Annotated in this window: 13 protein-coding genes; 5 read left to right on the top strand and 8 right to left on the bottom strand. The window is 71.3% G+C overall.

Features of this window, described 5'->3' with window-relative positions; genetic code table 11:
- Positions 1 to 107: 107 nt before the first annotated feature.
- Positions 108 to 386, bottom strand: coding sequence for a hypothetical protein (locus AB0I98_RS34345; protein WP_362948826.1), 279 nt, complete (start codon positions 384 to 386; stop codon positions 108 to 110).
- A gap of 194 nt (positions 387 to 580) precedes the next feature.
- Here AB0I98_RS34345 and AB0I98_RS34340 point away from each other — a divergent pair, with 194 nt between their 5' ends.
- Positions 581 to 919: a hypothetical protein gene (locus AB0I98_RS34340; protein ID WP_362948764.1), complete on the top strand. Its 339-nt coding sequence runs from the start codon at positions 581 to 583 to the stop codon at positions 917 to 919.
- Between the two features lie 121 nt (positions 920 to 1,040).
- A complete protein-coding gene (locus AB0I98_RS34335) occupies positions 1,041 to 3,062 on the top strand; it encodes an NPCBM/NEW2 domain-containing protein (RefSeq protein WP_362948762.1) in 2,022 nt (673 codons plus the stop codon).
- A 108-nt stretch (positions 3,063 to 3,170) separates the two neighbouring features.
- On the opposite strand, the gene AB0I98_RS34330 is transcribed toward AB0I98_RS34335, so the two are convergent.
- On the bottom strand, positions 3,171 to 4,124 hold the full coding sequence (locus AB0I98_RS34330) for an ROK family protein (protein ID WP_362948760.1): 954 nt from the start codon (positions 4,122 to 4,124) through the stop codon (positions 3,171 to 3,173).
- A gap of 168 nt (positions 4,125 to 4,292) precedes the next feature.
- Here AB0I98_RS34330 and AB0I98_RS34325 point away from each other — a divergent pair, with 168 nt between their 5' ends.
- Positions 4,293 to 5,399 carry a LacI family DNA-binding transcriptional regulator gene (locus AB0I98_RS34325; protein ID WP_362948758.1) on the top strand — a complete coding sequence of 369 codons (1,107 nt, stop codon included), beginning with the start codon at positions 4,293 to 4,295 and terminating at the stop codon, positions 5,397 to 5,399.
- Positions 5,400 to 5,406: 7 nt separating this feature from the next.
- Positions 5,407 to 6,201 carry a hypothetical protein gene (locus tag AB0I98_RS34320; protein WP_362948756.1) on the top strand — a complete coding sequence of 265 codons (795 nt, stop codon included), beginning with the start codon at positions 5,407 to 5,409 and terminating at the stop codon, positions 6,199 to 6,201.
- Here the strand turns inward: AB0I98_RS34320 and AB0I98_RS34315 are convergent.
- Together AB0I98_RS34315 and AB0I98_RS34310 are read right to left on the bottom strand one after the other, a co-directional pair.
- Positions 6,147 to 8,033 (bottom strand): serine/threonine-protein kinase, encoded by a 1,887-nt coding sequence (locus tag AB0I98_RS34315; RefSeq protein ID WP_362948754.1) that lies wholly within the window; start codon positions 8,031 to 8,033, stop codon positions 6,147 to 6,149. The genes AB0I98_RS34320 and AB0I98_RS34315 overlap by 55 nt on opposite strands.
- 104 nt (positions 8,034 to 8,137) lie before the next feature.
- Positions 8,138 to 9,442, bottom strand: coding sequence for an aldolase/citrate lyase family protein (locus AB0I98_RS34310; protein WP_362948752.1), 1,305 nt, complete (start codon positions 9,440 to 9,442; stop codon positions 8,138 to 8,140).
- A 194-nt stretch (positions 9,443 to 9,636) separates the two neighbouring features.
- Here AB0I98_RS34310 and AB0I98_RS34305 point away from each other — a divergent pair, with 194 nt between their 5' ends.
- The gene (locus AB0I98_RS34305) at positions 9,637 to 10,548 is read left to right on the top strand and encodes an endonuclease/exonuclease/phosphatase family protein (RefSeq protein WP_362948750.1); all 912 of its coding nucleotides are present in this window, start codon (positions 9,637 to 9,639) and stop codon (positions 10,546 to 10,548) included.
- Between the two features lie 65 nt (positions 10,549 to 10,613).
- On the opposite strand, the gene AB0I98_RS34300 is transcribed toward AB0I98_RS34305, so the two are convergent.
- The 4 genes from AB0I98_RS34300 to AB0I98_RS34285 all read right to left on the bottom strand — a co-directional run bounded on the left by AB0I98_RS34300 (position 10,614) and on the right by AB0I98_RS34285 (position 13,683).
- Positions 10,614 to 11,576 carry an electron transfer flavoprotein subunit alpha/FixB family protein gene (locus AB0I98_RS34300; protein ID WP_362948748.1) on the bottom strand — a complete coding sequence of 321 codons (963 nt, stop codon included), beginning with the start codon at positions 11,574 to 11,576 and terminating at the stop codon, positions 10,614 to 10,616.
- Positions 11,577 to 11,631: 55 nt separating this feature from the next.
- Positions 11,632 to 12,417 (bottom strand): electron transfer flavoprotein subunit beta/FixA family protein, encoded by a 786-nt coding sequence (locus AB0I98_RS34295; protein WP_362948746.1) that lies wholly within the window; start codon positions 12,415 to 12,417, stop codon positions 11,632 to 11,634.
- Between the two features lie 219 nt (positions 12,418 to 12,636).
- On the bottom strand, positions 12,637 to 13,146 hold the full coding sequence (locus AB0I98_RS34290) for a flavin reductase family protein (RefSeq protein ID WP_362948744.1): 510 nt from the start codon (positions 13,144 to 13,146) through the stop codon (positions 12,637 to 12,639).
- Positions 13,147 to 13,350: 204 nt separating this feature from the next.
- On the bottom strand, positions 13,351 to 13,683 hold the full coding sequence (locus AB0I98_RS34285; protein WP_362948742.1) for a thioredoxin family protein: 333 nt from the start codon (positions 13,681 to 13,683) through the stop codon (positions 13,351 to 13,353).
- Between the last annotated feature and the right edge of the window lie 39 nt (positions 13,684 to 13,722).

Below are 13,722 nucleotides of genomic sequence, written 5' to 3'. Positions count from 1 at the left end.
GCTCCACCCTGCCACCAAAACCAGCTCCCGTTGAGGGTGCGCCAACGCAGGACGCCGGTAGCCCCGGCAGCGGGGACACCGGCGTCGCGCTCCGGCCGTCGGCCTCGTCAGCCGATCTTGCCCTTGCCCTTCTGCCCGTGCGGGGTGTCGTCCAGCGCCATGCGGAACTCCCTGGCGAGGAACGGGTCGACGGTGCCCATGGTCTCGTCGACATCGACTACAGCCGGGCTGTGGACCACGGCCGGGGTGCCGCCGAGAACAGCCGGACCGTGCAGGACGGCCGGACCGTGGATAACGGCCGAGTCGCCGGGAGCAGCCGGACGGTCGGGAGCAGCCGGACCGCTGGGCGCGGCGGGATCGTCGCCGTGGGCATGGGACGGCGACACAGCCGCGACGACGAAACCGGTGGCAAGGGAGGCGATGGCGAGCATGCTGCGCTTCTTCATGCCCCGCTCAACTGCGCGGACCGGGCCGGGGTCACGCACCCCTTCCCGAGGGAACCGGAACGGATGGCATCCATGCCCGACTGGCATGCTCTGCCGTGACGCCACGACAACGGCGACCACGACAAGGAGGGCGGATGAGCGAGCAGGACCGGCACATCCACGTCGAAGCGAAGGTGCTGCGCAACAGTGCCGCCACGCGCAACATCCTGGCGTCCACGTTCGCTCTCGCCGGCGATCTCCCGAGCACCGTCACCGCCGGATGCGGCCTGCGGGTGCCGTATGCGATGACCTCCGCGCGCCCGGAGAGCGTCACCTGCCTGCCTTGCCGTGAACACGCCGCTCGTGAACACCTGCGCCTCGCCGAGGAGATGGAGCGCCTGGGAGCCATGGCGGGCTCCACGATCCCGCCGGATCAGGTGGCCGACGCGGCGGCCTCGCTGCGCGACCTCGCACGCCGCTTCTCGAGTAGCTGAGCACAGACCCACACCATCGAACGCGCATCTTCCAACAGAGTCCGACACGTTCTACCGTGAACGCACTGATGACGCGTGCATGTCGTCATCCCACCTTTCGCTGGTTCGGAGGAACGTAACGATGCGTCACCTTCACACCCGCACAACCCGCAGAAGAGTGGTCGGAGCACTCACGGCAGGACTCCTGTGCACGGCGGGTCTCGCCGCACCCGTCAACGCCGCCGAGGACGCCCAGAGTGCAGCTCCCGCCCTGGCCGACGGCCTCGCCCTCACTCCGCCGATGGGCTTCAACAACTGGAACTCCACGCACTGCCGCGCCGAGTTCAACGAAGCCATGGTCAAGGGGATCGCGGACATCTTCGTCGAGAAGGGCCTCAAGGACGCCGGATACGAGTACGTCAACCTCGACGACTGCTGGGCCCTGCCGGAGCGCGACGCGAACGGCAAGCTCGTACCGGACCCGGTCCGCTTCCCCAACGGCATCAAGGCCGTCGCGGACTATGTGCACTCCAAGGGGCTCAAGTTCGGCATCTACACGAGCGCGGGCACCAAGACCTGCAGCAACATCGGCTTCCCCGGCGCGCTGGGCCACGAGTACAGCGACGCCCAGCAGTTCGCGGACTGGGGTGTCGACTACCTGAAGTACGACAACTGCAACAACCAGGGTGTGGACGCGAAACTGCGCTACACGACCATGCGCGACGCCCTCAAGGCCACCGGGCGGCCCATCGTCTACAGCATCTGCGAATGGGGCCAGAACAAGCCCTGGGAGTGGGCGTCGGACGTCGGACATCTGTGGCGTACGACCGGCGACATCAGCGACACCTGGGGGTCGATGCTGTCGATCCTGAAGCAGAACCTGCCGCTCGCGCAGTACGCCGGTCCAGGGAACTGGAACGACCCCGACATGCTGGAGGTCGGCAACGGCGGGATGACGGACACCGAGTACCGCTCGCACTTCTCGCTCTGGTCGATCATGGCCGCGCCCCTGCTGATCGGCTCCGACCTGCGCGAGGCCTCCGACGCGACCTTCGAGATCCTCGGCAACAAGGAGGTCATCGCGGTCGACCAGGACCCGCTGGGCAAGCAAGGCGCGGTCGTCTCGTCGGAGGGCGGACGGTGGGTCGTCGCCAAGGAGATGCGGGACGGCAGCCGCGCGGTGGCGCTCTTCAACGAGACCGGCAGGGCCCAGCGCGTCTCGACGACCGCGGCGGCCGTCGGCCTGCCCGAGGCCGACGCCTACACCCTGCGCGACCTGTGGCAGCACAAGAGCTACAACACGGCGGGCACCATCTCGGCCACCGTCCCGGCGCACGGCACGGTTCTCGTCCGGGTCGCGCCCGACCCGCGCTGGGCCAAGTACCCGCCCGCCGTCGAACTCGGCCTGGACGGCAGCGCGTTGGTCGAGGCCGGTGAGCCGGCCGCACTCACGTCCACCGTCACCGACCTGGGACGCACGTCGGCCAAGCGTGTCTCCGTCGCGCTGACCGGTCCCGAGGGCTGGACCGTCAGGGCCACGTCACCGACGACCACCGCCTCCCTGGCGACCGGCCGTTCGCTGCGCACCAAGTGGTCCGTCACCGCCCCCTCAGGGACGCCCTCCGGGTCGTACGACCTGACGCTCAAGGCGAGTTACCGCTCCCCGGCCGGTGTCCGCGTCGACAGCGCGGTGCCGATCGCCGTGTCCGTGGTGGTGCCGCCGCCCTCGGGGACGTCCGGACTGGGTGACCTCTCGTGGTTGTCGGCCGCCAACGGATGGGGGCCGGTCGAGCGCAACACCAGCAACGGGGAGAGCGACGCGGGCGACGGCAACCCGATCACCATCGGCGGGGTCGCGTACGCGAAGGGGCTCGGTGTGCACGCCGAGAGTGCCGTCGAGTACTACGCCGGCGGTGCGTGCGAGACGGTGACCGCGGACGTCGGTGTCGACGACGAGAAGGGCGCGAACGGGACGGTCGCCTTCGAGATATGGGCGGACGGTACCAAGGCCGCCTCGACCGGCGTCCTCACCAACGCGATGCCCGCCCAGCCGCTCACCGCCGATGTGACGGGCGCCCAGCTGATCCGCCTCGTCGTCACCGACGGCGGCGACGGCATCGACTCCGACCACGCGGACTGGGCGGACGCACAGCTGAGCTGCTGAGCCCGGCGGCGGGTACGCACCCACGCCGCCCGCCTGCGAGACACCTCGGCGGCCGAGCCCCTCCCCCGGGCCCGGCCGCCGAGTGAACGTTCCTGCCGAGGCCCCGCCTCACACCCCCGCGGCCGCCGCGTCCGGCCGCTTGGCGAGCGCGGCGGCGGCAGCGCCCACCAGTCCGGCGTCGGTCCCCATCTGCGCCGGCACCACGGTCAGGCGCTGCACGAACGAGAGCGTCGCGTAGTCGCTCAACGCCTTGCGCAGCGGCGTGAAGAGCACATCGCCCGCCTTGCCGACGCCGCCGCCGATGACGGCGATGTCGATCTCGACGAGCGTCGCGGTGGCCGCGATACCGGCGGCCAGGGCCTGGGCGGCGCGTTCGAAGGAGGCCACGGCGACGGGGACGCCCTCACGGGCGGCGGCGGCCACCGCGGCGGCGGAGGTGTCACCGTCGGGGCCCGGACGCCAGCCGCCCTCGAGCGCGCGCCGCGCGATGTTCGGGCCGCTCGCGATGCGCTCCACGCAGCCGCGCGAACCGCACGGGCAGTCGTCGCCGTCGAGATCCACGCTGATGTGCCCGATGTGGCCCGCGTTGCCGGTCGGCCCGGGATGCAACTGGCCGCCCAGGACCAGGCCGCCGCCGACGCCCGTCGAGACGACCATGCACAGCGCGTTGTCATGGCCGCGGGCGGCGCCCTGCCAGTGCTCGGCCGCGGTGATCGCCACCCCGTCGCCGATCAGCTCGACGGGCAGCCCTCCGGCGGCGGCCCGCACCCGTCGTACGAGCGGGTAGTCGCGCCAGCCGGGCACGTTCACCGGGCTCACCGTGCCCGCGGAGGCGTCCACCGGGCCCGCGCTGCCGATGCCGAGCGCGGTGGCCCGTCCCCACAACTCGGACGCGGTCAGTTCGCCGAGCACCTCCTCGACGGCATCCATCACGGTGTCGCCGTCCTCCTGTGCCGGAGTCGCGCGCTGGGCACGCACCAGGATGCTGCCGTGGCCGTCCACCAGCGCTCCGGCGATCTTGGTGCCGCCGATGTCGAGCGCAGCCACGAAGTCGGTGTGCATCTGTGTCTGATCTCCCGGTCAAGGATCGGTTCTCCCCGTCAACCACGGGAAAAAGGCGGGCCGGTCTCACGGTGGGGACGTAGGCCGGAGATTGCGGTGGACAGTCTCTCCCGCATCTGACAACGTTGTCCAGGCTCTATGCTCGACGCCACATCCTCATACATACCCATGGCCCGACGCATCCCCGTGGACGACAGGACAGGACACCGCACTGTGCCCGAGACCAGCCGCCGTGCAGATCGCCTCGCAGACCGCATCTCCGGGAACCGCTACGGCAATCGTCCGACCATGAAGGACGTGGCGGCGCGTGCGGGAGTCGGACTGAAGACCGTCTCGCGCGTGGTCAATGCGGAGCCGGGGGTCACCCCGGAGACGGAGCGCCGCGTCCAGGAGGCCATCGACGCGCTGGGCTTCCGCCGCAACGACAGCGCGCGGGTGCTGCGCAAGGGCCGCACGGCGAGCATCGGCCTGGTCCTGGAGGACCTCGCGGACCCGTTCTACGGTCCGCTCAGCCGCGCGGTCGAGGAGGTGGCCCGCGCGCACGGTGCCCTGCTCATCAACGGCTCCAGCGCGGAGGACCCGGACCGTGAGCAGGAGTTGGTGCTGGCGCTGTGCGCACGGCGGGTGGACGGGCTGCTGGTCATCCCGGCCGGTGACGACCACCGCTATCTGGAGCCCGAGCTGCGGGCGGGCGTGGCCACCGTGTTCGTGGACCGTCCGGCCGGGAAGATCGACGCCGATGTGGTGCTGTCGGACAGCTACGGCGGCGCCCGCGACGGTGTGGCCCACCTCATCGGCCACGGGCACCGCCGGATCGGCTTCATCGGCGACATGCCCCGCATCCACACGGCCGCCGAGCGGCTGCGCGGCTACCGGGCGGCCATGGAGGACGCGGGGATACCGGTCGAGGATTCGTGGATGTCGCTGGGGGTGACCGACCCCGAGCGGGTGCGCCGCGCGGCCGAGGAGATGCTCTCCGGCCCCTCTCCCGTCACCGCGATCTTCGCGGGCAACAACCGGGTGACGGTCACCGTGGTCCGGGTGCTCGCCGAGCAGTCGCGCCGGGTCGCCCTGGTCGGGTTCGACGACATCGAGCTCGCCGATCTGCTGCAGCCGGGCGTCACGGTCGTCGCGCAGGACGCCGCCACCCTCGGACGTACCGCGGCCGAGCGTCTCTTCCGCCAGCTGGACGGCTCGCTGGTCGTCCCGGAGCGCATCGAGCTCCCGACCCGGCTGATCACCCGCGGCTCGGGCGAACTGCCGCCGACGGACTGAGGCGCCCGTGGCAGACCACACCCTGGAATCGCTGGGCCTGGCCGAGGCTCCGCGCGATCATCCGCTGCTCTACCCCGGTGTGTGGCCGCGCGAGTCCGGCCTCCTGGACGGTGACCGGCTGCTGCCGCTCGACCGTCTGGTGTACCAGGACCGCGTCCCCGTCCTCGCGGTCGGCTCCAACGCATGCCCGGCCCAACTGCGGTACAAGATGGCCGAGTCCGGGATCGCTGCCCCCGTGCCGATGGTGAAGGCCCGCGTCACGGGCGTCGAGATCGGCGTCTCCGCGCATGTGAGCCGCATGGGGTACGTGTCCGCGTCGCCGTTCGAAGCGCCGGGGCGGGTGCGGGAGTTGTTCATCACCTGGCTGGATGCCGAGCAGCTCGCGGTGGTCGACGCGAGCGAGGGCGTGCCGCTGCCGGACGGCAACTACGGCCGCGCCTGGCTGCCCGCGCCGGAGGTGCTGGTGGAGTTGGCCGACGGCACCGCGCTGCCCGGCGCCTACATCTACGTCAATCGCCGCGGCGTCCTGCACAACGGCACCAGCGCGCCGCGCACCCACCCTGGGCAGCGAGCCCTGCTCACCGAACTCCTCACCGGTTCGGCGCGGTTGAGGGAGCTGTTCGGCGTCACGCCCGAGGACTTCTGCACACGCGCGCGTGCCGACGGGCGGGTGTGTGCTGCGGGGACGCGGCTGCTCGGCGAGGAGAAGCTGGTGACTTCCTCGGGGCTGGAGCGGTATCTGCCGGTTCAGCAGACCGGGAGTCCGGGGACCGGCTCGTCGTTGTTGCCGCCCTTGACGTAGACGTCGCTGATGTAGACGTTCGTGTTGCCGCTGTCGTCGTCCGTCTTGGCCCACCAGACGTTGGTCCACTCGCCGTAGGTCTCCCGGCGCCCCAGGTTGGACTGGCAGTAGAAGTAGTTGGTGCCCTTGTTGAGGACGCCCACCTCGGTGCCGTCGACGTACGAGGTGGCGGTGCGCCAGACCTCGCAGTTGTACTTGCCGCCGCCTATGGACACACAGGCGGCCGTCGGCGCCGGGGTGGTCGCGCCGCCCCCGCCGTTCGCACCGCCGCCGGCGCCGCCCTCCGTGGTGCCGCCGCCGGCGGACTTGCTCGGTGTGGGCGTGGAAGCCTGGCCGCCGGACGCGCCCTCGCCCTTCTCGGGCGGCGTCGTCGGGGTGCGCGTCTTCTCGTCGCCCTGCTCCGTGGGCTTGGCGGAGGCGGAGCGGTCGGCGCCGGGACTGCCGGACGCCGAGGACGTGGCACCGGCGGATGTGGTGGCGGAGGACGTGGGCCCGGCACCGGCTTCCGCGTCGCCGGTGTTGTTCAGCAGGGTGACGGTGACCGCGGTGGCCGCGAGGACGACGGTCACTGCCGCGGCGGCCAGCAGGACGCGGCCCTTGCGACGGGAAGGGGGCGACGGGGGGATGGGGCCGGTGGCGGCCGAGGCCTGGGCGGCGGCCGAGGCAGACCCGGAGCCGGGCACGCCTGAGCCGTCCCCCACCGGCGAACCGAAGCCGGGCGTCGGCGAATCCGCCCGCTCCGGCGAGCCGAAGCCGGGTCTGCCCTGACCCGCCTGCACCGGCGCACCGAAGACGGGCGTCTCCGAACCGGCCTGTCCCTCCTGCCCGGACCGTCCCGGCGCGTCCGCACCCTGCGCCGCCGACGCACCGGACTCCGGCGGCCCGAACCCCGGCGGTACCGCCGGAACGCTGCGCTGTGTCTCCTCCCGGTGCGCCCCGCTCCCCCGCAGCATCGTCGTCGGTACGTCCGTCCCGGAGCCGTCCGCCACCCGCTGCAGCAGCTCCCGCGCCGCGTCGGCCTCCGGACGGCCCTCGGGCCGCTTGTCCAGCAGGACTTGGAGGACGGGCCCCAGGGGCCCGGCCCGGCGCGGCTCCGGCAGCGGTTCGGAGACGATCGCGGTGAGGGTGGAGTAGGTCGACGTACGGCGGAAGGGCGAGACGCCCTCGACGGCCGCGTAGAGCGTGGCGCCCAGGGCCCAGACGTCGGAGGCCGGGCCGGGGTCGGCGCCCTGGGCCCGCTCGGGCGCCAAGTAGTCCAGGGAGCCGACGAGTTCGCCGCTGCGGGTGAGGTGGGTGGCGGAGCCGTCGCCCGGGTCCTCCATGGTGGCGATGCCGAAGTCGGTGAGGACGACCCGGCCGGTGCGCTCCAGCAGGATGTTGCCGGGCTTCACGTCGCGGTGCAGGACACCGGCGCGATGGGCGGCGGCCAGCGCGTCCAACACCTTGGCACCGATCCCGGCCGCCTCGCGCGGGTCGATGGTGCCGTGTTCACGCAGCACGTCGTCCAGGGACGGGCCGTCCACCAGCTCCATGACGATCAGCGGGCGGCCGTCGACCTCGGCGACGTCGTGCACGGCCACGACTCCGGGATGGCGCATCCGGGCCGCGGCGCGGGCCTCGCGCTGCATCCGCACCCGGAGATCGGCGAGTTCGGGTCCGTCGGCGTCGGTGTACGTGCGCAGTTCCTTGACGGCGACCTCGCGGCCGAGCACCTCGTCGACGGCTCTCCAGACCACGCCCATGCCGCCGCGCCCGAGCTGCGCCACGGCACGATAGCGCCCGGCCAGCAGCCGACCGGTCCCGTCCGCCTGTCCGTACTCCCCCGAAGACACCGCCGCCCCGTTCCTGTGACACGTCTGATGCGTGGTGTCCAGACTAAGGGGCGCCAGTGACAACGCGGCCGGGAGACCTCGGCTGTGACAGCTCCGCTACTTCGTCACTTGGCGGAGACCGTGAGATCGGCGCGCCTGGGCGCCGCGAAACCCTCCAGGTCGGCCCGGGTCAGCCCGGTCGCGCGGGCGACCTCGGCGATGTCGAGCGCGCCGCAGTCCAGGCCGCGCAGCAGATAGCCGCTGAGGGCCTTGGCGGTGGCGGGCTCGTCCATGACGTCGCCGCCCGCCCGGTTGGCGTACCGGGTCAGCCGGGCCGCGGCCTGCTCGAAGCCCTCGCGGTAGAAGGCGAAGACGGCCGCGTACCGGGTCGGGATGTGCCCGGGGTGCATGTCCCAGCCCTGGTAGTAGGCGCGGGCCAGAGCGCGCCGGGTGAGGCCGTAGTGCAGGCGCCAGGCGTCGTGGACCTTCTCGGTCGTACCGACCGGGAGGACGTTGGTGGAGCCGTCCGACACGCGGACGCCCGTGCCGGCCGCCGCGACCTGCATGATCGCCTTGGCGTGGTCGGCGGCCGGGTGGTCGCTGGCCTGGTGGGCGGCGGAGACGCCGAGGCAGGCGCTGTAGTCGAAGGTGCCGTAGTGCAGTCCGGTGGCGCGGCCCTCGGCGGCCTGGATCATGCGGGCGACGGTGGCGGTACCGTCGGCGGCGAGGATGGACTGGCTGGTCTCGATCTGGATCTCGAAGCCGATCCGGCCGGGCTCAAGACCGCGCGCCTTCTCGAAGGCCTCGAGGAGCCGCACCATGGCGGTGACCTGCTCGGCGTAGGTCACCTTGGGCAGCGTCAGGACCAGCCCGCCGGGCAGCCCGCCCGCCTCCATGAGTCCGGTGAGGAAGATGTCCAGGGTGCGGATGCCCCGGTCGCGAACCGGCGCCTCCATGCACTTCATGCGGATGCCCATGTACGGCGCCGCCGTGCCGTTCTCGTACGCCTCAGCGATCAGTCGCGCCGCGCGGGCCGCCGCCTCGTCCTCCTCGGCGTCCGGGCGCGGGCCGTAGCCGTCCTCGAAGTCGACGCGCAGGTCCTCGATGGGCTCGCGCTCCAGCTTGGCGCGCACGCGCGCGTACACGGGCTCGGCGAGGTCGTCCGCGAGACCGAGGACGGCGGCGAAGGAGGCGGCATCCGGGGCGTGTTCGTCAAGGGCGGTGAGGGCCTGGTCGCCCCAGGAGCGGATGGTGCCGGCGGCGAAGACGTCTCCGGGGACGTAGACGGTGTGGACGGGCTGGCGGGTGCCGGGGTCGCCGGGATAGCGGCGCTCCAGTTCGGCGTCGACCGGCGCGAGAGAGGCGCTGATCTCCTCGCTGACGGCGCCCGCGAGGCTCGTCGCCACCTGCTCCTGCTGGCCCTGACCCATCCCACAGCCTCCTATTTTCCGCTCTACGGAATCAACAATCCGTAGAACGAAGTTATCCGGGGATCTTCCTGCCGGTCAACACCACTTCCGTATCGGTCCACTCCGGGCTATCGGCATGTTCACGCCCATCTCACGTGACGGTAGAACACTTCCGTATGCACGACTCGTCCGGCAGCCCTACCGAAGGAGCCCCCGTGCCGCAGCACAGCCGAGTCACGCGCCGTCTGGGTCTGAAGGCCGCGTTAGCGGCGGCGGTCGCCGTTCCGCTCTCCAGTACAGCACTGTCCGGACCGTCCGCCTCGGCGGACGAATCCCAGTCCACGGGCCGTCGCCTGAAGGTCATGTCCTTCAACCTCCGCTTCGCCAGCACCACCGAGCCCAACAGCTGGGCCGTCCGCAGACCGGTGATGCGCGAACTGCTGCACCGCGAGGCCCCGCACGTCATCGGCACCCAGGAGGGCATCTTCCACCAGCTGCTCGACATCGGGAACGATCTCGGCAGCCACTACGACTGGATCGGCACCGGCCGCCTGCACGGCAGCCGGGACGAGTCCATGGCGGTCTTCTACGACAGGCGACGCCTCACGCCCACCGAGTACGACCACTTCTGGCTTTCCGACACCCCGGACGTGATCGGCTCGAACACCTGGGGCGCGGGCTTCGCCCGGATGGTCACCTGGGTCCGCTTCCGCGACCGGCACGACGGCGGACGGGAGTTCTACGTCCTCAACACACACTTCGACCACGCCAGCCAGTACGCGCGCGAGCGCTCCGCCGTCCTCATCGCCCAGCGGCTCACCACCCTGGACCGCTCCCTGCCCCTGGTGGCGACCGGCGACTTCAACGTGGCCGCGCACAAGAACGTCGTCTACGACACCCTGCTGGACGCCGGTCTCGTCGACACCTGGGACACGGCCGCCGAGCGCGGCCCGCTGTACGCGACCTTCCATGGATACCGGCCGCTGACGCCGAACGGCGACCGGATCGACTGGATCCTGACCACGCCGGGGGTCACGGCGCACAAGGCGTCGATCAACACCTTCGCCGTGGACGGGCAGTTCCCGAGCGACCATCTGCCGGTGCAGGCGTCGCTGACCCTGGGATGAGCCGAGGCCCCGGCGACCGTCGGCACGGTCGCGGGGGCCTCGTTCAGCCGTAGCCGTCCGGCGGATCAGCCCTTGCGGGTCTTGATCTCCTCGGTGAGCTGCGGGACGACGTCGAAGAGGTCGCCGACGATGCCGTAGTCGACGAGGTCGAAGATCGGGGCCTCGGCGTCCTTGTTGATCGCCACGATCGTCTTCGAGGTCTGCATACCGGCGCGGTGCTGGATGGCGCCGGAGATGCCGGAGGCGATGTACAGCTGCGGCGAGACCGACTTACCGGTCTGGCCCACCTGGTTGGTGTGCGGGTACCAGCCGGCGTCGACGGCGGCACGCGAGGCACCGACGGCCGCGCCGAGGGAGTCGGCGAGTGCCTCGATGACGGCGAAGTTCTCGGCGCCGTTCACGCCACGGCCGCCGGAGACGACGATCGCGGCCTCGGTCAGCTCCGGGCGGCCGGTCGACTCACGCGGCGTACGGGCGGTGACCTTGGTGCCGGTGGCCTTCTCGGAGAAGGTCACGGCGAGCGCCTCGACTGCGCCGGCGGCCGGGGCGGCCTCCACGGCGGCGCTGTTGGGCTTGACCGTGATGACCGGGGTGCCCTTGGAGACACGGGACTTGGTGGTGAAGGAGGCGGCGAACACCGACTGCGTGGCCACCGGGCCCTCGTCGCCGGCCTCCAGGTCGATGGCGTCGGTGATGATGCCGGAGCCGATGCGCAGCGCGAGGCGGGCGGCGATCTCCTTGCCCTCGGCGGAGGACGACACCAGCACGGCGGCCGGGGAGACGGCCTCGCAGGCAGCCTGGAGGGCGTCTACCTTCGGGACGACCAGGTAGTCGGCGTACTCGGCGGCCTCGTGGGTGAGGACCTTCACGGCGCCGTGCTCGGCGAGCGTGGCGGCGGTGTCGGCGGCGCCGTTGCCCAGGGCGACGGCGACGGGCTCGCCGACGCGGCGGGCCAGCGTCAGCAGCTCCAGGGTGGGCTTGCGGACGGCACCGTCCACGTGGTCGACGTAGACGAGAACTTCAGCCATGGGACTTCTTCTCTCCTGCTTGCGAAGTGTGAGGGGGCGGTCAGCGAATCAGGGCTCAGATGAACTTCTGGCCCGCGAGGAACTCAGCGAGCTGCTTGCCGCCCTCGCCCTCGTCCTTGACGATCGTGCCCGCCGTACGGGCCGGGCGCTCGGCCGCGGAGTCGACGACCGTGTAGGAACCCTCCAGGCCGACCTCCTCGGCCTCCAGCTCCAGGTCGGACAGGTCCCAGGACTCCACCGGCTTCTTCTTGGCCGCCATGATGCCCTTGAAGGACGGGTAACGCGCCTCGCCCGACTGGTCGGTGACCGACACGACGGCCGGGAGGGAGGCCTCCAGCGTCTCGGACGCGGCATCGCCGTCCCGGCGCCCCTTCACGGTGCCGTCCTCGACGGAGACCTCGGACAGCAGCGTGACCTGCGGGACGCCCAGACGCTCGGCGAGCAGCGCCGGTACGACGCCCATGGTGCCGTCGGTGGATGCCATGCCGGAGATGACCAGGTCGTAGCCGGCCTTCTCGATCGCCTTCGCCAGCACCAGCGAGGTGCCGAGGGCGTCGGTGCCGTGCAGGTCGTCGTCCTCGACGTGGATCGCCTTGTCGGCGCCCATCGAAAGGGCCTTGCGGAGCGCGTCCTTGGCGTCCTCGGGGCCCACGGTCAGGACGGTGATCTCGGCGTCGTCGGCGTCCTCGGCGATCTGCAGCGCCTGCTCGACGGCGTACTCGTCGAGCTCGGAGAGCAGACCGTCCACGTCGTCCCGGTCGACGGTCAGGTCATCGGCGAAGTGCCGGTCGCCAGTGGCGTCGGGCACGTACTTCACAGTGACAACGATCCTCAAGCTCACGCCGGCTCTCCTACTGCATCGACATTTCTCTGCTGCCTACTTGCAGGCAGCATAGGCGCCCCAAGCGGCCGATCCCGGTCGGGGCGGCCCGCGCTCCGACCGGAATATTACTCGTCAGTACACCCAGTTCCTGCCCGCTAAGCAAGCGCTTTGAACTGTGACCTTTGCAACGCAGCGTAACCGGAACTCGACGCTCCCGCAGAAGAGTCCGCAGCCCGGTCAGTCACGCAGTGCGGTGAACCGCCCCTGGTGGTACACGAGCGGACGTCCGGGTCCCGAGGGGTCCCCGTGCACGACCTCGGCGAGCACCACACGGTGATCCCCGGCGGGCACGCGCGCGTGGACCCGGCATACGAGCCAGGCGAGGACGTCATCGAGGACGGGAACACCTTCCGGCCCCTCCCGCCAGCCGGTGGACGGGCCGAAGCGGTCGGCACCGCTGCGCGCGAAGGTCGCGGCCAGCTCGCGCTGATGCTCGCCGAGTATGTGCACCCCGACATGGTCGGCCCGGGCCATCGCGGGCCAGCTGGAGGCGCCGGTGCCGATACCGAAGGAGACGAGCGGGGGTTCGGCGGAGACCGAGGTGAGGGAGGTGGCGGTGAAGCCGACCGGTCCCCGGTCACCGTAGGCGGTGATCACGGCGACGCCCGCCGCGTGCCGCCGGAAGACGGAGCGGAACAGGTCGGTCGTGGCGAGCTGAGGGGTGACCAGATCGGGCGTGGCCGTCATGGAGTGGTCCTTCTGGGGGGAGTCGGCAGCGGTCCTGTCGGTGTGCTGGGTGTTCAACGACCCGGACAGCGCGCGCTCGCGGTACGGACGAGGTCGATGTGCGCCCGTCCGAAGAGAAGGAGTTCCGAAGACATACGGTCAGGTTGACGATAGATGGTGCACACAGTCAAGTGCGTCTCGTCACCTGGGAGATGGCTCACGCACTCACACCGCCTGCCCCAGCGCCGCGATCACATCCGCCTTGCGCGGTTGACCGGTTGCCCGCCGCACCACGTGACCGTCGGCGTCGAGAACCAGCACGGTCGGGGTCTTGAGGATGCCGAGTCGGCGTACGAGCTCCAGCCGGGCCTCGGCGTCGATCTCGACGTGGGCCACGCCCGGCACCATGTCCGCCACCTCACCGAGGACCCGCCGGGTCGCCCGGCAGGGTGCGCAGAAGGCGCTGGAGAACTGCACGAGGGTGGCGCGCTCACCGAGATCCTGGCCCAACTCGGCCGCGCCCAGCCGCTGTCCGTCGTCGCGCCCGCGCACCCGCACTCTCCCGTTCGCCGCCGACGCGGCACTCCGTAGGGGCCG

The sequence above is a fragment of the Streptomyces sp. NPDC050211 genome (assembly GCF_040656035.1).
Classification (GTDB): domain Bacteria; phylum Actinomycetota; class Actinomycetes; order Streptomycetales; family Streptomycetaceae; genus Streptomyces.
This window is presented reverse-complemented; position numbering and strand designations above follow the sequence as displayed.